The organism is Streptosporangium sp. LJ11, assembly GCF_051918945.1.
GTDB lineage: Bacteria > Actinomycetota > Actinomycetes > Streptosporangiales > Streptosporangiaceae > Streptosporangium.
In genome coordinates this window covers 161,997-183,576 of record NZ_JBPXMB010000018.1, presented here as the reverse complement: position 1 = coordinate 183,576, position 21,580 = coordinate 161,997, and the positions used below count along the sequence as shown (strand labels likewise).

Here is a 21,580-nt window from a genome sequence, read left to right as displayed (position 1 = left end):
CTCCTCTCCACATTCCTGCGGACGCTCGCCGTCCGCCTCCTGCCCGTTCGCGCTGCCGGGCTCCGGGCCTTCGCCCCCGCGAAAGGAGACTCGTGGTGAACGCGTTTCCCGCCGGTTCTCCCACCGGTGAGGCGAATCCGCTCCTCGGAGAGCTTCTCCGGCCGCCACCGCTCCCGCTTCGGGCACGGTGATCTCGTGAACGGCGGGCAGCCGACCACCCCGCATGCGCGCCACCGGGTGGCTCCGTACCGGACCCATGCCAGGAGCGCTCAGACGACCTGCCAGGAAACCGGCCCCCTCGATCTGCGGATCGACCGCTTCCAGCCCGGATCGGTGACCGAGCCCCCTCATGCGCACCCCCATGCCGAAATCGCCGTCGTCACGGCGGGGAAGGCGATCCACCGCACGCCCGCCGGAAGGCACAGCGTCCGGCAGGGCAGCGTCATCCTCCTGCCCGCCGGAACACCGCACGCCTACGAGGAGTGCGACCGGCTGGAGTTGTACGCCTGCGGCCTGCGGCTCGGTCTGCTCCTGCGCGAGCTGGCCTGGATCAGGGATGATCCGCTTCTCACCCGGCTGTTCGGCGACGACGCCGGACGCGATGGACCGTACCGGAAGAAGCCGGATGTTCCCGCAGCCGGCCGAGAGGCGACGATCCCGGGCCGCCGGGAACCGGTCCTCGATCCGCGGGCACTGGCTGACTGCGTCATGCATCTCGATACCCTGCGCGAGCTGACCGCCGAATCCGCGACGACCCACCGTGCCGATCTCATCGGACGGCTCCTGCTGTTCCTCAGCGCGCTCACCCGCGCCGGGACCGGCCCACCCGATCAGGACGACACGACCGAGCCGGCGATTCCCCCCGCGGTGGCCGAGGTCATCCGGCGGATGGAAAACGACCTCGGGCACGGCTGGTCACTCGGCGAGCTGGCCGACGCCTCCTTCCTGACACCGGGATACCTGGTCCGTCTGTTCAAGGCGAGCGTCGGCATGCCCCCCATGGCCTACCTCACCCACCTGCGGGCCGAGACGGCGGCGACGCTGCTCATGCAGACCGACCACCCGGTGTCGCGCGTCGGGTACCTGGTCGGCTGGCCGGATCAGAACCACTTCGCCCGCCGCTTCAGGGCGCACTTCGGTATGAGCGCCACGAGCTTTCGCGAGAGCTTCACCCGCTGACCCGGTCGCGACCGCGATCCGCGGAGCAACGGTACGACCGAGGAACGTCCTCGTCGCGAAAGGTCACTTCGGCGGCCCCGGCCCTCACCCCGGTACCCGCACCGATCGCGGGCAACCGCGCCATCCGGCGGGCGATCAGACGAATCCAGGCCCAGGCACGGGCCAGGCACGACGCGGGCGCCGTCACGGCGGTGATGTGGGTGCTCGCCTCGGAATAATCCACGACATGGATGGGCGGTATCAGAAAGTTCCGTCTTCCGCGCACCACGGCCGATGTCCACAGTGATGCGTGCCACATCCCCCCGTAACCCAGCGAGGCCCGCATGTCCCAGCCGGTCACCGCCCGCCAGGCGGGATTACCCCAGCTCATCTTGCTGCTCATCGGCAGTTGCATGCCTGTGCTCGGCGCCGTCCTGCTCTCACCGGTTCTGCCCCGCGTGAGCCAGCACTTCGCCGCCATCCCGGGCGCTCACATCCTGGTCCCAGTAATCTTGACCATCCCCGCGCTGTTCATCGCGCTGGGCGCCCCCTTCGCCGGCGCCGTCGCCGACAGGTTCGACCGCAAGCGCCTGCTCACCGTCGCCATGGTCGCCTACTCGGTCTTCGGCACCGCCCCCCTCTACCTGGACTCCCTCCACGCCATCCTGGTCAGCCGCATGCTGGTCGGCGTATGCGAGGCGGCCATCATGACGTGCTGCACCACTCTGATCGCCGACTACTGGTCCGGTCCCCGCCGCATCCGCTACCTGGGTCTGCAGACTCTGGTCACCACGATCGCGGCGACCGCCTTCTTCGTCCTGGGCGGCCTGCTCGGAGCCGACAATTGGCGCACGCCCTTCTGGCTGTACGGGGCCGCCGCGCTGGCCGCGATCCCCATGGTGATTCTGCTGTGGCAGCCCGCCGTCTCACGACACGAGGCACGCCAGCCCTGGCCCTGGCGTACCCTGGCCGTCCCCAGCCTGGTCACCGTGGGCGCAGGCATCGTCTTCTACACGCTGATCGTCCAGCTCTCCTACGTCCTGGACGGTGTGGGCGTCACCGACACCGCCGCCGTCGGCGGTATCACCGCGCTGATGTCGCTGGCGACCGCCGTCGGCGCCGGACTGTTCGCCAAGGTGGCCGCCCGCGGAGCGAAGACCCTGCTCGTCGTGGAATTCGTCCTGTCCGGGCTCGGCCTGCTCCTGATCTTCGCCACGGATGCCGTCCCGGTGATCGTGGTGGGGGCGGCGCTCACCGGCTTCGCCACCGGCCTGCTGCTACCGACCCTGGTCACCTGGGCGGTCGGCACGTTGTCGTTCGCCCAACGTGGCCGAGGCACCGGTCTGTGGACCGCCGCTCTCTTCCTCGGGCAGTTCCTGTCCCCCCTGCTCGTCAGCGCACTGACCGCGGTGACCGGAGGACTCGGCGCGTCGTTGGCCGTCATCGGCGTGGCGACGCTGGTACTGGCCGGCCTCGTCGCCACCGTCCTGGCCGTACCGTCGTCGCCGCTCAACACCGTCCCGGCCGAACAGTCGTGAAGCCGGGCACACCGATCCCGGTCTCATAGGCGGCCGATACCCGCGCTCTCAAGCCGACCCCGGACGCCCACCGGCGCCCGGAGCGGAATCTCCATCATCTCCCCTCCGCTCCGGATGTGGCGAAGAGGCGAACACTCGCCGGTCGGCCTGCGACGACTTCGAGCACATGCGCAGCGGAGGGGGTCTTCGGCGTCGCCAAAACCCCTCGATGCGTGACATACGCGTGTCGGCGGCGGCGCCGCAGCCGACGGTAATTTCGTGCTACAAGAGGTTCATCCTGGCCTATCTCCGTGTTCACCCGGCGGCTGATGATCCGTGCAGAGCGCGAAACCTGTCGGAAACACCTGGACGACGGTTCCGCGCCATCCCCCCACCTTCAGCCTCGGAGGATCAGGTGCACCATCGCACACGACGAAAGAGGCGACTCGCCCTCGCCCTCTGCATCGTCATCCCCGCCACCGCCCTGCACATCACGACGGCGAACGCCACATCGGCCGCCTGTTCATGGATGGACACGACCAAGTCCGCCGACACACGCGCACGCACCCTTCTGGACAACTCCACCCTGGAGCAGAAAATGCGCTGGCTGGTGGAACAGCCCGCCGCCAGCCCGCAGCAGACCCAGTTCCCCGACGGCGTCCTCTACCCCGCCCAGGTCGCCTGCGCTCCCGCCCTCACCTACACCGACGGGCCCTTCGGAATCCGCGGCGACACGGGCGTGACCGCCTTCCCGGCCCCCATCGCGCAGGCGGCGAGCTGGAACGCGGCCCTGAGCACCGCCAAAGGACGCACCCTCGCCGACGAGGCGTTCCGCAAGCGACGCAACGTCTTCCTCGGCCCGAGCATCGCGAGCGGACGCACCCCGCTCAACGGCCGCACCTCCGAGTACCTGGGCGAGGACCCCCTGCTGAGCGGTGACCTCGCCGCGGCCGAGATCCAGGGAATCCAGAAGGGAAATCCCCAGGCCCCCGTCCTGTCGGTGCTCAAGCACTTCGTCGGCAACGAGCAGGAGACCGACCGCACGCTGAGCTCGTCGAACATCGACGAGAGGACCCTTCACCAGATCTACAACCTGCCCTTCGAGATCGCCGTCACGAAGGGTTCGCCCGGCGGCGTCATGTGCGCCTACAACCAGGTCAACGGCGTCTACTCGTGTGAGAACCCCACCCTTTTGACCGATCACCTGCGCAAGGAGATGGGATTCGGCGGGTTCGTCGTCTCCGACTTCTGGGCGGTCACCTCCACGGCCGCGTCACTGAAGGCCGGCCTCGACCAGGAGCTGAACAAACCCTCCTACTGGACGCCGGAGAAACTGAAGGCCGCGCTCACCGCCGGGCAGATCACCTCAACGCAGATCGACACCGCCGCCTTCCGGGTCGTACGGGCGCTGATCTCCGCCGGACTCTTCGACCGCCCCCTGCCGGCCACGGCCGCCGCCAACGTCTCGACGGCGGCGAACCAGGCGGTGGCACGCCAGGTGGCCGAGGAGGGCAGCGTGCTGCTCAAGAACGAGGCGGCCGCCCTCCCGCTCGGCGGAACGAAACAGACGATCGCCGTCATCGGGCCGACCGCCTCCCGGACCCCGACGAACGGCGTCAGCGCGAGCACCGTCTGCTCGGCCACCTGGCTCATGCCCCCGGGCGGGACCTACGTCGACTGCCCCACCCCCGTCGCGCCGCTCGACGCGATCACCGCGCGGGCGGCCAGGAACGGCAGCCAGGTCGTCTTCGACAACGGAAGCGACCCGGCGAAGGCGGCCAGGACCGCCGCGAGCGCGGACGTGGCCGTCGTCTTCGGCTACTACACCGAAGGTGAGTTCGCCGACCTGCCCGACATCTCCCTGGACGGCGGCGGCGACGCCCTCATCTCGGCGGTGACCGCGGCCAACCCGCGCACCGTCGTCGTACTGGAGACCGGCGGCCCGGTCCTGATGCCGTGGCTAAGCAAGGTCAAGGCCGTCATGCAGGCGTGGTATCCCGGAGTCCAGCAGGGCAACGCGATCGCCTCCCTGCTGTGGGGAGACGTCAACCCGTCGGGCAAGCTGCCGCAGACCTTCCCCGCCGCTCTGTCGGACCTGCCCACCGCCGGATCCCCCCGGCAGTACCCCGGTGTGCTCCCCGGCGGCGGGACGGTCCGTCCCGACGGCGACCAGAGCATCCGCCAGGTCGACTACTCCGAGGGGCTCAAGGTCGGCTACCGCTGGTACGACAGCAGGAACATCGCACCGCTGTTCCCCTTCGGGCACGGGCTGTCGTACACGACGTTCTCCTACAGCACCCTCAACGTCACCCCGCCCCAGACCGACGGCAAGCAGCCGATCAAGGTCAGGTTCCTGGTGACCAACACCGGGACGCGCACCGGCACCGAGGTCGCCCAGGTCTACCTCGGACTGCCCGCCCAGGCCGGTGAACCGCCCAGGCGGCTGGCCGGCTGGGCCCGCGTGACCCTGGCACCGAACACGTCCCGAATGGTGGAGGTCGTCGTGGATCCGACGGCGCCGAACCGTCCGCTGTCCTACTGGGACGCGCAGGCCGACCGGTGGACCACCCCGTCCGGACAGTACACGATGCAGGTCGGCGCCTCTTCGCGCAACATCTCCCTCACCAGCACGTTCCGCGTCTCTTGAGTGACCGGGCGGCATAGGGCCCGGCGGTAGCCGGCCGTCGCCGGGCTTGGTACGGCGACGGCCGGAGGTTCCGGTAAACGGGTGGAGCGGCTCACTGCCGCTCCACCCGTTTACCGACTTCGGCAAAAACCGTGCGCAGCCACCGGTGACCCGCGTCCGCTTGGTGGACCGCGTGGTACCAGAACGCCTCGATGACGGGCACCGCCTCGTAGGGGCAGGGCAGGATCTGGAAGTCCTCCAACCCGGCCAGCCGCAGGGCCAGCCGTTCCTGCAGCAGGCAGATGCGCCGGGTGCCGGGAATGAGGAACGGCAGGGATTGGAAGTTCTCCACCACGATCTCGACTCGTGGCTCCACGCCGAGCATGGTGAGCTGGCGGGCCGCCGAGGCGATCGCCGTCGGGCCGCGGAAGGTCACCGCCCAGGGAAGTTCTCGCAGGTGGTCCATGGTGATGCCGTCGCGCAGGGCGGGGTGGTCGCGGTCGGCGACGATGACCCATCGGTCGGTGTAGACGTTCACCGCCGGATGGGTGGAGATGAAGCCGTGCGGCATCAGCAGGCCGTCCACCGAGCGCAGGGTGGTGTCGATGTCGTCGACGCGCGGGACGTTGATCTGCAGGAACCGAAGGCGGACACCGGGGGCCTCGCGATCGAGGGTGCGCATCAGCTCCTTGCCCAGGACGGTCAGCGCGTAGTCGGAGCTGACCAGGGCGAACTCACGGTCGCTGCTGGCGGGGTCGAAGTCGGGCCTGGCGGAGAAGACCCGGTCGACGACGTTGACCGCCAGTGCCGTCGCGTCGACCAGTGAGGCGGCGAGCGGGGTGAGCTCGAAACCGTTGCCGACGCGCAGGAGCAGCTCGTCGTTGAAATGGCGGCGCAGACGGCTCAGCGCCGCGCTGGCGGCCGGCTGGCTGAGCCCGATCCGCACTCCGGCACGGGTGACATTGCGCTCCTCCAAGAGCGCGTGCAACGCGGCCAGAAGATTCAGGTCGAGGCTCTCCAGTCTCATCGGACCCTCCGGGATTCATGTGGTGGATGAGATGGTGCGGACCGTCTTTCGCTGTGAATTTGGCCGAGTGTCTCACCGTCGGCGGGGAGCCGCTCGCGGGGCCATCACAAGATCGAAGGCCGGGCCGACGAGGTTTCACCCTACCTCCTGGTATCCGTCCTATGGATATCACCATCTGGAGAATCGATTTCCCAGATTTACCCCGGTGACCCAAGGTTAAGGGCACCGCACCAGGAGGAAACCTCGTGGAAACACATCCGTCTTTCGCCGGCCCGTTCGCGGTCGGCACCTTCTCCGCCGGCAACGGGCCGGCCTTCCCCGGCCTGATCACCGGCGATCGCGTCCTGAACCTGCGTACCGTCCCCGAGCTTCACGCGCCGGACGGTGGCGAGCCGACCACCCGTACCCTGCTGGAGCGGTGGGACGACATGCTGCCGCTGCTGCACGCCGCAACCGCGTCGGCATCGGGTGGGTGGCTGCCGCTCGCCGATCTGCGGGTGCACGCCCCGGTCGAACCCCGGCAGATCCTGCAGTCCGGCGCCAACTACCGCACCCACGTCATCGACCTGGCGGTAGCGCACGAACCCGCGGGCGGCCGCCCCGCCGAACAGGTGAGAGCCGAGGTCGCGGCGATGATGGACCGCCGCGCGGCCGAGGACGAGCCGTACGTGTTCATCGGCCTGCCCTCCTCGATCACCGGCCCCTACGACGACGTGGTGATCCCCACCTGGTGCGCCAAGCCCGACTGGGAGCTGGAACTGGCGGCGGTGATCGGCCGCCCGGCCTTCCGGGTGCCGGTCGAGCAGGCACTGGAGCACGTGGCCGCCTACACCATCGCCAACGACCTCACGGCCCGTGAACTGGTGTTCCGCCGCGACATGCCGGAGATCGGCACCGACTGGCTGCGCGCCAAGAACGCCCCGACGTTCACCCCGCTGGGCCCCTACCTGGTGCCGTCCGCCTTCGTCGCCGACCCCGGCGACCTGCAGGTGACCTTGAAACTCAACGGCGAGGTCATGCAGGACGAGTCCACCAAGGACATGATCTTCGGCGTGGCGCGGCTGGTGTCCCACATCTCCCAGACCGTGGAACTGCTCCCCGGTGACCTGGTGCTCACCGGCAGCCCGGCCGGCAACGGCATGCACCGGGGCCGGCTGCTGCGCCCCGACGACGTGATGGAGGGGACGATCACCGGCCTGGGCGCCCAGCGCAACCGGTGCGTGGCCGACCCGCGCGGGCGGGAGAGCTGATGCTCGACCGCACCGACCCCGAGGGCGCCATCGCCGAGGCTGCCGCCCGCTGCTCCAACTGGGGCCGCTGGGGAGACGACGACGTGCTGGGCACCGTCAACTTCATCGACGAGGCCAAACGCCGCGAGGGCGCGGCGCTGGTCCGCCAGGGCCTGTCCTTCTCCCTGTCCCAGCGCTTCGACACCGACGGCCCGCAAAAAGGCTGGCGCCGCCGCACCAACCCGGTGCACACCATGACCGACACCGGTCTGGACGCGGTCCACGGCGGCCAAGGCTTCCCGCACGGATTCGGCGGCGCCGACGACGTCATCGCCATGCCGCTGCAGTGCTCCACCCAGTGGGACGGCCTGGGCCACATCTTCGACCACGGCAGAGCGTGGAACGGCCGCCCCGCCGACACGGTGGTCACCTCCGCCGGTGACCTCGTCACCGGCATCGAGCACCTGGCCGCGCCCGTCGCGGGCCGCGGCGTCCTGCTCGACGCCGGCCGCGTGTTCGGCGGCGAAGGAGAAGCGGGGGAACTGCCGGACGGCTTCGCGATCACCGAAGAACACCTCCTCGCCACCGCCAAGGCGCACGGCGTCACGGTCGGCCGCGGCGACATCGTGTGCGTGCGCACCGGGCAGCTCACCCGCGCCCGCCGCGACGGCTGGGGCGACTACGCCGGCGGCCCCGCACCCGGCCTGTCGTTCACCACCGCAAACTGGCTGCACCGCACCGAGATCGCCGCGATCGCCACCGACACCTGGGGCTTCGAGGTGCGGCCCAACGAGTTCGACCACGCCTTCCAACCGCTGCACCAGGTCGTCATCCCCCACCTCGGCCTGCTCATCGGCGAGATGTGGGACTTCGACGCCCTCGCCGCCCACTGCGCCGCCGACGGCGTGTACGAGTTCTGGCTCACCGCCGCCCCGCTGCCCGTCACCGGCGCGGTCGGCTCCCCCGTCAACCCCCTCGCCATCAAGTGAGCCCCCCATGACAGCAGTAAGGAACGTCCTCATCGTCGGCGGCGGCACCGCCGGATCGGCCCTGGCCATCCTGCTCGCCCGCGGCGGCGTCACCGTGCACATCGCGGAGATCAAACCGGAGCTCACCGCGCTCGGCTCGGGCATCACGTTGCAGGGCAACGCGCTGCGGGTACTGCGCGACCTCGGCGTCTGGGACCGGGTCGCCGCCGCAGGCTTCGCGTTCGACTCCCTCGGACTGCGCACCCCCGGCGGTCACCTGATCGCCGAGATCCCCGACGCCCGCACCGGCGGCCCCGACCTGCCGGCCACGCTCGGCATGAACCGCCCCGAACTGGCCGCGATCCTCGCCGACGCCGTACGCGCGTCCGGCACCCGGATCTCACTCGGCCTGACCGTGGAAAGCCTCACCGACACCGGCGACGGCGTACGGGCACAGATGTCCGACGGGACCGCCGACACCTACGACCTGGTCGTGGGCGCCGACGGCATCCGCTCCAAGGTCCGCACCCTGCTGGGCGTCGAGGCCGCCATCCGGCCGACCGGCATGGGCATCTGGCGCATCCACACCCGCCGCCCCAAGGACGTCGAGCGCACCGACCTGGTCTACGGAGGCTCCTGCTTCATCGCCGGCTACTGCCCCACCGGCCAGGACACCATGTACGCCTACCTGGTGGAGAAGGCCCGGCCCCGCGAGTCGGTGGCCGACGCCGACAAGCCCTCCCACATGCGGGCCCTGGCCGAGACCTACGGCGGCGCCTGGGAGGAGATCCGCACCGACATCACCGACCCGGACCGCATCAACTACACCTGGTTCGAGTCGCTGCTGGTGGAGCGTCCCTGGAACCGCGGCCGCGTCGTGCTGATCGGCGACGCCGCACACGCCTGCCCGCCCACCCTCGCCCAGGGCGCGGCCCAGTGCCTGGAGGACGCCGCCGTCCTCGCCGAGCTGCTGCTCGCCGCCGACCGCCTCGACCAGCCGCTGTTCGACGCCTTCATGGACCGCCGCCACGAGCGGGCCAAAGCCGTGGTGGAGGCGTCCCTGCAGCTGGCCGACTGGCAGCTGAACCCCGTCCCGGACGCCGACGTGCCCGGCCTGATGGGCCGCATCGCCGCGATGGTGGCCCGGCGCCCATGACGACCCACCCCGCCGACAGCGCACCCGCGGTAACCGTCGACGTGCACGCGCACGTCATCCTGCCGCGGATCGACCAGGCCGTCGCCGGCCAGCCGGGACTGCAGGCGCACCGCGAACTGGACGCCCGCCGCAACGGCCCCGACGCCCTGGCGGTCTCCGGGCGGATGGTCGGCGAACGCATCGGCCGCCTCACCCGGGTGCCCGATCGGCTGGCCGGCATGGACGCCGCCGGGGTGGACGTACAGATCGTCAGCCCCTCTCCCTCGCACTACCACTACTGGGCCGGACCCGCTCTGGCACGGGAGGTCTGCGCGCTGGCGAACGAGGGCGTCGCCGAGCACTGCGCCCAGGCCCCCGACCGGCTACATGGCCTGGGCCTGGTGCCGCTCCAGCACCCCTCGCTGGCGGTGGAATCGCTGGACCACGCCCTCGGCCTCGGCCTGAAGGGGGTGGAGATCTCCTCCCACGCCCCCGGCCGCGAGCTGTCGGACCCGGCCTACGAACCCTTCTGGACACGAGCGGCCCAGACCGGCGCGGTGATCTTCCTGCACCCGTTCGGCTGCACGCTGAACGAGCGGCTGGACCGCTGGTACCTGTCGAACATCGTCGGGCAGCCGGTCGAGAACGCCATCGCCCTGTCCCACCTGATCTTCTCCGGCGTGCTCGACCACCACCCCGGCCTGAAGATCCTGGCGGCACACGGCGGCGGCTACCTGCCCGCCCACCTGGGCCGGGCCGACCACGGCTGGCGGGTGCGCCCGGACGCGCGCGGCTGCGCCCGCGAACCGAGCAGTTACCTGAAGGACCTGTGGTTCGACTCCCTCGTGCACGACCCGGCCGCGCTGCGCGCCCTCGTCCGCGCCGCCGGCCCGGACCGGGTGCTGCTCGGCTCCGACTTCCCCTTCGACATGGGCGCCGACGACCCGGTGGCCACGCTGCGCGCCGCCGGACTCGACGAACCCGCCTTCGACGCGATCCGCGGCCGCAACGCCACCGCCCTCTTCAACTTCGACGCCACCCACCTCAAGGAGCACCGTGCCTGACCGGCTCATCACCCACCTGCGCCACGTCGACCTGGCCGTGCCCGACTACGCCAGACAGCGGGAGTTCTACTCCGGCGTCTGGGGCTTGACCGAGGTCGCCAGCGACACCGGCATCAGCTTCCTGGCCGCCGAGGGCTCACCCGAGCAGTACGTCATCCGGCTGCGCCAGGCCGACGAAAAACGCCTGGACCTCATCTCCTTCGGCGCGGCCACCCCCGCCGACACCGACGCCCTCGCCGCCCGGCTGCGCACCGCCGGCGTCCGGCTGATCAGCGAGCCCGGCAGGATCGACACCCCCGGCGGCGGGTACGGCTTCCGCTTCTTCGACCTCGACGGCCGCACCGTCGAGGTCTCCGCCGACGTCGCCGTCCGCGCCCACCGCAAGCTGGAGGCCAAGGAGGCGGTGCCGGTCCGGCTCTCGCACGTGGTGCTCAACGCCCCCGACATCGACGCCACCCGCGCCTGGTACGAAACCCACCTGGACTTCGCGCTGTCGGACACCCTCGCCCACCCGCACATGGGCAAAGTCATGCACTTCATGCGCTGCAACCCCCAGCACCACAGCCTCGCCATCGCCCGCGGCCCACACGCCTCCCTGCACCACATCAGCTTCGAACTGCGCGGCCTGGACGAGTACATGTACGGCACCGGCCGGCTGCTGCGCGCCGGGGTCAGGATGATCTGGGGGCCAGGCCGGCACCTGGCCGGCGACAACACCTTCTCCTACTTCCTGGACCCGCACGGCAACACCGTGGAGTACACCACCGAGCTGGAGGAGCTGGACGAGGACGCCTGGCACCCGCACGTCTACGACTTCTCCCAGGCCGAGGTCACCGACCAGTGGGGCACCGCCAACCCGATGAACGAACTCATCGCCAAGGAGTCGTTCAACGACGTCGACCGCGGCCTCTTCGTCGCCCCGCCGGTCTGAACCCCGCCATGCGTCTCGCAACCTTCGAGCACTTGGGCCTGCGCCGCTGTGGCGTCGTCGACGGTGACTCCGTCCTGCCCTTCCCACAGGGAACCGACCTCCTCGACGTCGTCCGCACCGGCCACATCCCCGACGGTGGAGCAGCGCTGCCCCTGGCCGAGGTACGGCTGCTCCCGCCGATCGACCCACCCTCGGTCCGCGACTTCGTCGCCTTCGAAGAACACGTCGAGGGCGTCCGCCGCAGCGTGAGCGGCACAGCAGGCGTCCCGGACGCCTGGTACGACGCGCCGGCCTTCTACTTCACCAACCCTCACGCGATGATCGGAGCCCACGACGACGTCCCCGTGCCGCCCGGCTGCCACGCCCTGGACTTCGAACTCGAAGTCGCCGCCGTCATCGGCCGCCAGGGCCGCGACCTCTCTCCCGAGCAGGCACGCGACCACATCTTCGGATACACGATCTTCAACGACTGGTCCGCGCGCGACCTGCAGTCCCGGGAGATGCAGGTCGGCCTCGGCCCGGCAAAGGGTAAGGACGCCGCCACCACCCTCGGCCCATGGCTGGTCACCGCCGACGAACTGGAGCCCTACCGCGTCGCCGACGGCTTCCTGCGGCTCGCCCTGACAGCCGAGATCAACGGGGTGGAAGTCGGCCGGGACCTGCTGTCCAACATGAGTTGGACGTTCGAGGAGCTGGTCGCCTACGCCTCCCGAGGCGCCTGGGTCCGCCCCGGTGACGTACTCGGCTCCGGCACCTGCGGCAACGGCGGCTGCCTCGCCGAACTGTGGGGGTTGCGCGGCACCCAGGACCCTCCGGCGCTGAAACCCGGCGACACCGTCACCCTCACCGTCGAGGCCATCGGCACCGTTTCCAACACCATCGTCCCCGGCAGCGCGCCCCTGCCGATCCCGCCCGCACGCAAGCGCCCCCGCGACCGTCCCTGACCAGCGCCTTCAGTTGTCCCCGAAGCCCCGCTTCCCGGCATCGCGGCGACGGGGCTTCCCTATACCAGGAGGGATAATGATGGACCGCCTCCGCGACAAGGTCATCGTGTCCACCTGAGTCGCCCACGGCCACCTCTCTTCCGCTCTGAGGAAGGGCGGCCTGGTGTTTGTGGGTGATACGTCTTTAGTCCATATTTAGATGATCTTGAATTTTGAGCCAACGCCTTTACATTGTAGATTTTTTATTATGCTTCTCAGATAGCTGACATGTTGCGCAAAGACGCCCGTCCCGCAGTTGAGCACACCGCCTACGCGACCTGCTGAAGTCCCCTTTGCCTCCCTGAATCCAGTGGCGTGCTACCCCCGGTTGACGACCCCGCTGGAGAGGGTCAAAGCGTGATACTCATCGTCTGCGACGGTGACTGCGGCCGGTGGGCGGTGATGAGGCCCAGGGCGCAGCGGACAGGTGGCCAACCGCGCCGATCTGGTGGAACCAGCGCAGGTCCTGAGCTGCCGCGCGTTCCAGATACAGGCGCAGCAGGTGGGCGCAGGTTCGTGCGTCGCTTTCGGCGCTGTGTGCCCGGCCGGGATCGATTCCCTCGGCGGCGGCGCAGTCGGCGAGCCGGTGGGAGGCCAGTGGCGGGCCGAAGCGTCGTGACAGGGCCAGGGTGCACAGGGACAGCAGGTCGTCCGGGGCGGCTCCGAGGCGGGCGAACTCGGCGCTGAGCACTTCGGTGTCGTAGCGGGCGTTGTGGGCGACGATCACGGCGCCGTCGAGCATGGACGCGATGTCACCGGCGATCTCCGCGAAACGCGGGGCGCCTGCCAAGTCCGCGGCGGTAAGGCCGTGGATGCGCGTGGGGCCAGGACCCGTTCCGGAGTCGACGATCGTTGAGTAGAGGCGGTCGTCACGACCGTCGGGGTGCAGGCGGATGATCGCGATTTCGACGATGCGGGCCTTGCGGGCGTCGGTCGAGGTGGTCTCGACGTCGACGACGGCGTAGGGAAGAGATCCCAGCCGGTGGCGACGCGATGCCGCAGCCGCAGTGACAGGAGGCTCCGCATGCGCGGTCTGTGCGGGAGCGGCCTTGGCAGCGAGGGTGGCGATCGCCTGCTCGGTGCCGGAGACGTCGAGTTTGCGGGCGGCATAGGAGCGGGTTAGCAGGCTTTCGCCGATGACGTCGTCGTACTTGTCGATTCTCTTGTCGGGGATCAGGCTCGCCAAGTCAACGGCGTCGGGGAGGCCGGAGGCGGCCAGGTCGGCCAGCAGCTCCGCGGCCGCCTGGGGTGGGGTGGCGCAGAGCAGTAGGGCGACGCCGTAAGGGGCGACGTCGATGCCTCGGGCGTGCAGGGCCAGGGCGGCCGTGGTCATGATGGCGTCTCCCCGGAAGGGGAACAGCAGGCTGTCGGCGCCGTAGCCGAGGAGCGGGCTGTGGTGCAGGCCGAAACGGCGGTAGGCGGTGCGGCCTTGGGCCAGGAGGTGCTGGCCGGTCGTGTCCAGGTAGGGCGGGACGGTGGAGTCTTCGTAGATGCTGCGCATCTGGGTGCGGATCCGGTCGTGGATGTCGGGGCCGGGGCCGGCGAAACGCGGCGGGCGGCCGCCGGAGGCGCGGGTGACGTCGATGATCTTGGCGTGGGTGTCGATGGTGAGGATGCGCCAGCGGCGGCCGGCGAAGATGAGCAGCGCTCCCTCGGGCGGGGAGTTCTCCAGGGGAAGGCTGCCGAGGGTTCGTCCCGCGGTGACGATGCGGTATTCGGTGGGGGCGGCGAAGGCGGCGTAGAAGGTGTAGTGGTTGACCAGCCGCTCCCCCACCTCTGCGTGCAGTAGCAGGCCGTCGCTTTCCTGGCGGATGAGCCGTCCGGCGCCGAGGTCGCGCAGCAAGGCGGCGAACATCGGCGCGTCGATCGTACGGAATGGTCCTTGGGCGCAGAGGGTGCGGTGGGCGTCGGCCGGGGTGATGCCGCCGTGCTGGGCGATGAGGGACAGGAACTGCTGCACCAGCGTCGACAGGTGTAAAGCCGCGCCCTGGGGAGGTTCGTACCAGCGTTGCAGAAGCAGTTCGATGGTCGCGACGGCTTGGACGAGCTGGGTGCGGAGTTCGTCGGCGGGGTGGATGGCAGGGGGTCGGTTCGGGTTCGCTGATGTAGAGCCGCAGGACGGCGGGGCCGCCGCGTCGTCCGGAGCGGCCGAGTCGCTGGCGCAGGGCGGCCACGCTCGGGGGCGCGCCGACCTGGGCGATGGAGGAGACCGAGCCGATGTCGATGCCCATCTCCAGGGTGGAGGTGCAGATGGCGGTGGTCGGCCGGCTGCGGTCCTTTAGCCGGGACTCGGTGTGCTCGCGGATGTCCTTGGACAGGTTGCCGTGGTGGGGCAGGAACTCGTTCGGCACTCCCCCGGTGTCGCAGCGGCGGCTGAGCAGGTCGCTGTAGTCCTCCACCGCGCCCCGGGAGTTGGCGAAGATGAGGTTGTGTGAGCCGTGCAGGGTGGCGAACAGGTGGTCGGCGATCGCGAGCCGGTCGCCGGAGGTGATGTCGTCGGTGCTGACGTCGGTGCCCAGGACCTCGTGCGCGGCCTGGGCGCGCGGGTCGAGTGTGGGTGCGGTTTCGACGTAGCCGCGTACCTGCAGGCGCAGCTCCTGGGCGTCGGAGGTCGAGACGATCGAGGTGACCCGCTCCCCCGCGCCCGGGCGCAGGACCCGGCCGCGCGCTTCGACACTGCGCCCGGCCAGCACGTTGGAGATCAGCCTGATGGCCTCCAGTTCGTCACCGATCTCGGTGATGTGACAGTGCGCCTCTGGGATGTGTCCGGGCTCGCCTGGAAGCGTCTCGGCGGCCTCGGACTTCACCATGCCCTTGATCTGCAGGGCCTTGTGTGCTCTCGATATGGTCATGGCGCGACAGTAGCGCTCTGACCAGCGGCTTTCACGGACAACGAGCAAGAAGCGAAGGCCTTCGCCGGGCCGCTGGGGTGTGCTGTGATGTAAGGCCCACATTGTCCTGCGCTCCCCTCCCCCGGCAGGAAAAGGACCGCGTGCCCCGTACGGTCTCGTCCCACCATCACCGTCTCGCGGGCACTGCCCTCGAGGAGATTCACCGGTTGACCGGGCTGTACAAGCTGGCCGCGCTCGGCGAGGGCGTCTGCCCGCACTGCTTTGGGGATCTTCCTGATCAACGTCGACGCCTGGCGGGAGGTGACCTAGCGCGGTCGGCGCGGGCCGCTGGCCCTGGAGGGTCCCACCTGGACCTGGTCGCCGCCGCCGAGACCATCGTGGCCGCCTACGACCGATACCTGCGCGACACCGCGATCCAGGACGCCCTGGGCATCGACCCGGACCAGGTGCGATGAACGCGGCCGTCGTCCCGCTCCGCCCCGGCGCCGACGTCGCGCGGCCGCGCAGCACGCCCTGACTGCCGTGCCCCGCCGCTTGGCTCGATGGAAACTGTCGGCCCACATCATCACGGCGTACACGCGGATGTACGACTCAACGCTGCGGTCACCCGCTTGTTCACCGACGGAGGAGCGAAGGTGGTGAAAGCGCTGCTCGCCGCCGGGGCCGGTCTTCGTCGGCTGACCGACCCCGGCGCGATCTGGCTTACCTGCGGGCCGTCTTCACGCGCTTCTGGTCGTCGCTCACCCATTCCTGGATCTGCGGCCAGGGTAGTCGGATTGAAGCTCCTTGTTCGGTTTGGCTGATCAGGCGCCACAGTTCGCTGCTGCTACGGGTGTCGATCCAGGGCCGCCCGATCCACTCCTGGTCGTTGAGGCGATTCCACAGGCCCAGGGCGCAGCGCATTACCGCGCTGTACAGCGTTGCCGGTCCGGTTCCTTGGTAGCCCCAGGAGTAGCGGGGTTCGCCGCCGGGGTTGGGCAGGGGGTCGGCGCGCAGTTGGCCGTCGGAGGTGGGGGTGAGGGCGAAGACCGCGCCGTTGCTGGTGGGGTCGGCGGCGATGACGGTGTACTCGTTCCAGTCCTCAGGCTGGCCGGTCGGCCATTCGGTGGCCAGGCGCGCTCCAGCACCGTCGTGCCGCTCCTGGGCGAACTCCACCGTCAACCGGCCTGCCTGGTCCCGCCACACTCCGGCGACCTGCTGCTGTGCCTCCCTCACGGATCCGAATTCGGTCTCGGCGGCTGGGGAGATGTCGCTGGTGAGCAGCCGGGCGAAACGCCGCGTCCCGCGCAGGCTGGTCAGCTCTTCCTCGCCGACGGGGGTGAGGGTCTGGCGCCATTGCGCCACCACGGGGCCGCTGTCGGTGACCAGTTTGCGCACGGTGGCGTCGAAGACCAGCTGGGGCCGTTGCCGATACAGCAGTGACCCCAGGGTGCGCACCGCGTCGTTGAGGGCCTCTCCGGTCTGTCCCGGGTAGGGCGCCTTGCTTTCGTGCCGGCGCAGATCCACCAGCTCTGTGGCCGCCGCGTCCTGATCCACCGCGCTCTCGGCTGCTCTGTTCCCGGCCTGTTCCAGGTCGATGGGCCAGTCGGGGCGGGCCGGGCGCGCGACCAGGTACCAGCCGTCGCCGCGCTCGGGCTGGGCGGCGTGGCCTTGGCGTACTTCGGCCAAGGTGGCCAGGGCATCGCGGGCCAGTTGCGCGAACGCCTGCGGGTAGCGCTCGGGCATGTTCCAGGCGCGGGCGGCTTGGAGGGTGTCGCGTACCGTTGGCCAGTCGGTGGTGGTGTCGGGGGTGGTGAAGGTGGCCTCATGTCCGAAGGCCTGCATCCGCTGTACGGCGGCCGGGGTGCAGCTGCCCTCCAGCCACATCGGGATGGGGCGGCCGATGACCCGGGCGATCTCGGAGGGGTCGTACAAACCCGCCTGTTGCACCGGGACGGTGTCGGGGTCGGCGAACTCCTCATCGTCATCGGCCGGGGCCTTGAGAAACGACAGCAGCGGATGGCGTGTCTTGGCCGCAGCGGTGCTCGTCTCGGGGACCAGCCGGTAGCCGTCGATGTTGTAGAGGTCGTAGCTGGAGTCGCCGAACAGTCCTGTCGGTGCGATGACGATGACCGCGTCCGCCCAGAGGGCGGGCTCCAGCACGTGCGCCGCGGCTCGGGCCGCGTCGAGGTGCTCCATCCACTCGCCGGTGTAGAAGTTCACCTGGACCACGTGGCCGTGCGGGGTGTCCCACACGATGGCGTGCACCCGGCCGGGCCGTGACCCCAGATAGGGGCGGACTGCCACCTCGCCGTTGAACATCACCGGCGCCGGTTCGCTCGCATCCGGCCAGGAGGTCAGACCAACAGCGTTATCGGGTACCGCTCGGCCGGTGCGGCGGCACCAGCGGTCGATGGTCGAGGCCCGCCACAGGGGGCGGCCGTCGGCGTCACTGTCGTCGGGTTTCGGTAGGCGGCCTTTTTCTGTCCAGAGGGCGCGCGCGCGGCCCTCGGAGATGCCCACTCGCCGGGCGAACTGGGCCAGTGTGAACTGCTGCTCGCTCTGCATCATCTTTTCGCTCCCCTACACATGCCAACAGCATACGATAGGAGAGCGGAACCGCTCGGGTGTTGGAGCGATAGCAATTTCCCTAGTGGATGCGATGTTTCATGGCATGGAGCAGGATCGATGTCGAAGGCCAACACCGGCGTGCCGCAATCGCCAAGTGCTCTTGCGACCTCGCCAGGAAATCCGGGGGTCCCAGTAGCCCTGTCGAAGAATCCAACAAATATAGCCCTGACCTGCGGCAATGCAAGGACGGCATCCGAACCTAAGATCGTTTTCGCTGCGTTCTGTTCCGGATTGTCCGGTCTAGAGCGTGGGGTGGTTCGGTGTCGGAGAAGATGTTCTCCCAAGAGCAGTTGGAGCAGTTGCGGTCGTTCCCGGAGGTCGGCCGCGATGAGTTGATCACACACTTCACGTTGACACCTGCGGATGTGGCGTTCGTGGATCCAGGTCGGGGTCGAGGCCCGGCCGATCGGCTCGGGATGGCCGTGATGGTCGCGACGCTACCGTGGCTGGGGTTCGTGCCCGATGAGGTGAGCGCGGCTCCGCCAGAGAACGAGACCCCCGCCTTCACACCCCTGCTGAGCAGCCAGGACCTGTCCAGACGGTCATCACCGCCGACGCCCTCCACACCTAGCACGACCACGCCCGGCAGATCGTCGCCGCAGGAGGCCGCCACCTGTTCATCGTCAAGGGCAACCAGCCCACCCTGCACCTCCGGCTCAAGGCTCTGCCCTGGCGCGAGGCGATCCTCAACGACCGCACCGACGAGATCGGGCACGGCCGCCGCGAGATCCGCCGCATGAAGATCTGCACCGTCAGCTTGTCCGCGAGGGCGCCCGCACGATGCTCGCCGCCGCCCTGTAGGCGGAGATGGACGCCTACATCGCCGCCTTCGCCGACGAGCGTGATGAGGCCGGACGTCGGCTGGTCGTGCGCAACGGCTGACACCAGCCCCGCGAGCTGCTCACCGCGGCCGGCGCGATCGAGGTCAAGGCGCCGCGGGCCAACGACAAGCGCATCGACAAGCGCATCGACGGGGACAGCGGCGAGCGCCGACGTTTCTCCTCGGCGATCCTGCCCGCCTAGTGCCGCAAATCGAGGCGGCACAAAAGCGCTGGCGCGCGATCAACGCCCCCCACCTCGTCGCCCTGGTCCGCGCCGGGGCCACGTTCGTCAAGGGCAAACTCGTCGAGCGCCCCGAAGAATCACCGGCCGTCGAGGACGGATCGGTAGCCGCCTGAAAAATCTCGCCCCACAGGTATTGACGATTACTCGCACCTGACCTCGGAGGAGAACCTGGGCGAGGTCGGGCCAGGCTGGGAGTACTACCTCGACCTGCTCGTCGCCTCGCGGGACGGCTCGGCACCGCCCGCGTTCGACGACTACCACCCGGTGACGAAGGCCTACTTCGACGACCTGGTCGCCGAGCCGGACCGGTGACCGGCTGCCGGTGAGTCCTGCCTGACCAGGTGGATCTGCGTGCTGGCGTAGTCGCCCGGCGGCAGCTCCAGCTCCAGCCCGTGCGCGGCGAGGATCACGCCGTGGTGGATCCGGCCCGTGTCCACGTCGTGGTAGCGGCCGTCGGGGTCCAGCCCGGCCGGGCGTAGCCTGGCCGCCCGGTGGCCGAACCGGGTGGCGACCCGGTAGGCGAAGATCACAATGTCGTCGCCGCGGACGTACTGCACGCCGCTGAGCGAGTCGCCGGGCGCGCCGAGGCGATGCAGCTCCCCGTGCTGGACCACCGGCCGGATCCGCTTGTACCTGGCCACCAGCTCGCCCGCCTCGGCCAGGTCGGCGTCGCTCCACGCGGGCAGGTCGCCGCCCAGCCCCAGCACGCCGGCCATGGCCACGTGGAAGCGGAACCGCAGCGGCACGAGCCGGCCGGTGAGCGGGTTGGGGCTGTCGGTGACCCAGGCGCCCATGACGCCGGGCGGGTAGATCTGGCCGAACCCGTGCTGGATGGCCAGGCGGTCCACGGCATCGGTGTTGTCGGAGGTCCAGACCTGGTCGGTGCGGCCCAGGATGCCCAGGTCGGTACGGCCGCCGCCGCCGGCGCACGCCTCGATCCGCACCCCGGGATGGGCCGCGCGCAGCCGGTCCATGATGGTGTAGACGTTGCGCACGTGATCGATCCACAGCCGGTCGGGATCGTCCTGGCCGGGCCAGCCCGCCTGGGTGAAGGCCCGGTTGAAGTCCCACTTCAGGAAGTCGATCTCGTGGTCGGCCAGCAGCCGGTTCAGCCAGCCGTACGCCCAGGCGGCCACGTCGGGCCTGGCGAAGTTAAGCACGAGCTGGTTGCGCAGCGTGAGGCGGTGCCGGTTGGGCATGTGCAGCACCCAGTCCGGGTGCTCGCGATAGAGGTCGCTGTCGGGGTTGACCATCTCGGGCTCGACCCACAGGCCGAAACGCATGCCCCGCTCGTGCACGCCGGCGATCAGCGTGTCCAGGCCGCCGGGGAAGCGGCGCGGGTTGACGTGCCAGTCGCCGAGCCCGGCCCGGTCGCTGCCGCGCTTGCCGAACCAGCCGTCGTCGAGCACGAACAGCTCCGCGCCGGCGGCGGCCGCGCGGTCGGCGAGCCGGAGCTGGCCGTCGAGGTCGACGTCGAAGCCGGTGGCCTCCCAGGAGTTGTAGACGACGGGCCGCAGCTCTTCGGGATGGGTCAGGACGTGCCGTCGGGCGTGGGCGTGCCAGGCCCGGCTGATGCCGCCGAAGCCGGCCGTGCCGTACACGCCGGAGAAGACGGGGGTGTGCCAGCTCTGGCCCGCCTCCAGCCGCCAGCGCAGACCCTCGTGGCCGAAGCCGCCGGTGAAGCCGACGGCGTCGAACGGGGGCCGCTGCACGGTGATGCGCCAGCTTCCGCTCCAGGCCAGAGCCGCGCTCCACACCTCGCCCCGCTCCTCGGTGGCGGTGCCGTCGTCGAGCATGACCCACGGGTTGGCGTGGTGGCCGGTGGCGCCGCGGCGGCTGGTCAGCACGGTCTCGCCGACCGGCAGCTCCTCCCGCCGCACCTGGTTCTCCGACGACCAGCCGCCGACCACGTGGCTGAGCCGGACCTCCTCGCGCATCGGCAGCGTCCAGGCCGCCGAGTCACAGCGCTCCAGCGTGATCGGCTCGGTGCCGGTGTGGCGCAGGGTCGTCCAGCGTTCGATCACGTCGCTGTCGGCGTGCACGCGGTAGTGGAGGGTGATCTCCAGAGGGTGGTGACGGTCGGCGAACCGGATGGACAGGTGGCCTTCGTCGATCGAGTGGTCCAGGTAGCGCCACTCCACCCCCTCACCGTGATCGGCGTAGATCACCCGCAGGGACGGGGCACCGAAACCCGGCCCCTCCAGCTCACCGTACCCACCAAGAGTGAAGCTGGAGGCGTCACGGCGAAGCGCCGGAGGTACGGCCGGCACCTGCTCGGCCGTCAGCGAGGGACCCCAATGGAGGTGACGCGGGCAGTCGTCGGCGTCCAGGGCGAGCGCATAGGAGGAGCCGGGGGTTCGCAACAGCCACAGTCGCCGGTCGGCCAGATAGGTCACAAGGGGCATGAATGGTCCT

Annotated in this window: 18 protein-coding genes and 2 pseudogenes; 14 read left to right on the top strand and 6 right to left on the bottom strand. The window is 69.9% G+C overall.

The genetic code is table 11. From position 1 onward, the window contains the following. The first annotated feature begins 126 nt into the window (after positions 1-126). Positions 127-1,179, top strand: a complete 1,053-nt coding sequence (locus ACTOQ3_RS26220; RefSeq protein WP_440086008.1) for an AraC family transcriptional regulator — start codon at positions 127-129, stop codon at positions 1,177-1,179. Here ACTOQ3_RS26220 and ACTOQ3_RS26215 read toward each other — a convergent pair. After that, positions 1,169-1,573 carry a hypothetical protein gene (locus ACTOQ3_RS26215; protein WP_440086007.1) on the bottom strand — a complete coding sequence of 135 codons (405 nt, stop codon included), beginning with the start codon at positions 1,571-1,573 and terminating at the stop codon, positions 1,169-1,171. The genes ACTOQ3_RS26220 and ACTOQ3_RS26215 overlap by 11 nt on opposite strands. On the opposite strand from ACTOQ3_RS26215, the gene ACTOQ3_RS26210 reads away from it, so the two are divergent. Together ACTOQ3_RS26210 and ACTOQ3_RS26205 are read left to right on the top strand one after the other, a co-directional pair. Further along, entirely contained in the window at positions 1,572-2,696 is a 1,125-nt protein-coding gene (locus tag ACTOQ3_RS26210; RefSeq protein ID WP_440086006.1) for an MFS transporter, read from the top strand. The two genes, ACTOQ3_RS26215 and ACTOQ3_RS26210, sit on opposite strands and share 2 nt — an antisense overlap. A gap of 508 nt (positions 2,697-3,204) precedes the next feature. Next, complete coding sequence (locus ACTOQ3_RS26205; protein WP_440086005.1) at positions 3,205-5,322, top strand: beta-glucosidase; 2,118 nt, start codon at positions 3,205-3,207, stop codon at positions 5,320-5,322. A 91-nt stretch (positions 5,323-5,413) separates the two neighbouring features. Here the strand turns inward: ACTOQ3_RS26205 and ACTOQ3_RS26200 are convergent, their stop codons facing one another. After that, entirely contained in the window at positions 5,414-6,328 is a 915-nt protein-coding gene (locus ACTOQ3_RS26200) for a LysR family transcriptional regulator (RefSeq protein ID WP_440086004.1), read from the bottom strand. 245 nt (positions 6,329-6,573) lie between these two features. Between ACTOQ3_RS26200 and ACTOQ3_RS26195 the strand changes: the two genes are divergently transcribed. From ACTOQ3_RS26195 to ACTOQ3_RS26170, 6 genes are read left to right on the top strand one after another with little or no spacing between them, the layout of a single operon-like run. After that, on the top strand, positions 6,574-7,578 hold the full coding sequence (locus tag ACTOQ3_RS26195; RefSeq protein WP_440086002.1) for a fumarylacetoacetate hydrolase family protein: 1,005 nt from the start codon (positions 6,574-6,576) through the stop codon (positions 7,576-7,578). After that, complete coding sequence (locus ACTOQ3_RS26190; protein ID WP_440086000.1) at positions 7,578-8,546, top strand: cyclase family protein; 969 nt, start codon at positions 7,578-7,580, stop codon at positions 8,544-8,546. The genes ACTOQ3_RS26195 and ACTOQ3_RS26190 overlap by 1 nt, the downstream gene beginning before the upstream one ends. Before the next feature lie 7 nt (positions 8,547-8,553). Continuing rightward, positions 8,554-9,681, top strand: a complete 1,128-nt coding sequence (locus ACTOQ3_RS26185; RefSeq protein ID WP_440085998.1) for an FAD-dependent monooxygenase — start codon at positions 8,554-8,556, stop codon at positions 9,679-9,681. Further along, positions 9,678-10,724, top strand: coding sequence for an amidohydrolase family protein (locus ACTOQ3_RS26180; RefSeq protein WP_440085996.1), 1,047 nt, complete (start codon positions 9,678-9,680; stop codon positions 10,722-10,724). Before ACTOQ3_RS26185 ends, ACTOQ3_RS26180 begins: the two co-directional genes overlap by 4 nt. Beyond that, a complete protein-coding gene (locus ACTOQ3_RS26175) occupies positions 10,717-11,655 on the top strand; it encodes a VOC family protein (RefSeq protein WP_440085995.1) in 939 nt (312 codons plus the stop codon). The genes ACTOQ3_RS26180 and ACTOQ3_RS26175 overlap by 8 nt, the downstream gene beginning before the upstream one ends. Before the next feature lie 8 nt (positions 11,656-11,663). Continuing rightward, a complete protein-coding gene (locus ACTOQ3_RS26170; RefSeq protein ID WP_440085994.1) occupies positions 11,664-12,599 on the top strand; it encodes a fumarylacetoacetate hydrolase family protein in 936 nt (311 codons plus the stop codon). A gap of 403 nt (positions 12,600-13,002) precedes the next feature. Here the strand turns inward: ACTOQ3_RS26170 and ACTOQ3_RS26165 are convergent, their stop codons facing one another. Both ACTOQ3_RS26165 and ACTOQ3_RS26160 read right to left on the bottom strand, forming a co-directional pair. Beyond that, positions 13,003-14,598 carry a 3'-5' exonuclease gene (locus ACTOQ3_RS26165; RefSeq protein WP_440085993.1) on the bottom strand — a complete coding sequence of 532 codons (1,596 nt, stop codon included), beginning with the start codon at positions 14,596-14,598 and terminating at the stop codon, positions 13,003-13,005. A gap of 229 nt (positions 14,599-14,827) precedes the next feature. Continuing rightward, positions 14,828-15,037 (bottom strand): annotated as a pseudogene (locus tag ACTOQ3_RS26160) (helicase-related protein); the annotation flags it as partial. A gap of 39 nt (positions 15,038-15,076) precedes the next feature. Between ACTOQ3_RS26160 and ACTOQ3_RS26155 the strand changes: the two are divergent. Both ACTOQ3_RS26155 and ACTOQ3_RS26150 read left to right on the top strand, forming a co-directional pair. Continuing rightward, the gene (locus ACTOQ3_RS26155) at positions 15,077-15,511 is read left to right on the top strand and encodes a hypothetical protein (protein WP_440085992.1); all 435 of its coding nucleotides are present in this window, start codon (positions 15,077-15,079) and stop codon (positions 15,509-15,511) included. Positions 15,512-15,696: 185 nt separating this feature from the next. Continuing rightward, positions 15,697-15,945, top strand: coding sequence for a hypothetical protein (locus ACTOQ3_RS26150; RefSeq protein ID WP_440085991.1), 249 nt, complete (start codon positions 15,697-15,699; stop codon positions 15,943-15,945). Positions 15,946-16,192: 247 nt separating this feature from the next. Here the strand turns inward: ACTOQ3_RS26150 and ACTOQ3_RS26145 are convergent, their stop codons facing one another. Next, positions 16,193-18,040: a hypothetical protein gene (locus tag ACTOQ3_RS26145; protein WP_440085990.1), complete on the bottom strand. Its 1,848-nt coding sequence runs from the start codon at positions 18,038-18,040 to the stop codon at positions 16,193-16,195. A gap of 332 nt (positions 18,041-18,372) precedes the next feature. Here ACTOQ3_RS26145 and ACTOQ3_RS26140 point away from each other — a divergent pair, with 332 nt between their 5' ends. The 3 genes and pseudogenes from ACTOQ3_RS26140 to ACTOQ3_RS26130 all read left to right on the top strand — a co-directional run bounded on the left by ACTOQ3_RS26140 (position 18,373) and on the right by ACTOQ3_RS26130 (position 19,278). Beyond that, positions 18,373-18,840, top strand: coding sequence for a DUF4158 domain-containing protein (locus tag ACTOQ3_RS26140; RefSeq protein ID WP_440086070.1), 468 nt, complete (start codon positions 18,373-18,375; stop codon positions 18,838-18,840). Positions 18,841-18,844: 4 nt separating this feature from the next. Further along, positions 18,845-19,120 (top strand): annotated as a pseudogene (locus ACTOQ3_RS26135) (transposase); the annotation flags it as partial. Positions 19,121-19,122: 2 nt separating this feature from the next. Further along, the gene (locus tag ACTOQ3_RS26130) at positions 19,123-19,278 is read left to right on the top strand and encodes a hypothetical protein (RefSeq protein WP_440085989.1); all 156 of its coding nucleotides are present in this window, start codon (positions 19,123-19,125) and stop codon (positions 19,276-19,278) included. Positions 19,279-19,440: 162 nt separating this feature from the next. On the opposite strand, the gene ACTOQ3_RS26125 is transcribed toward ACTOQ3_RS26130, so the two are convergent. Next, positions 19,441-21,570, bottom strand: a complete 2,130-nt coding sequence (locus tag ACTOQ3_RS26125) for an alpha-galactosidase (RefSeq protein ID WP_440085988.1) — start codon at positions 21,568-21,570, stop codon at positions 19,441-19,443. Between the last annotated feature and the right edge of the window lie 10 nt (positions 21,571-21,580).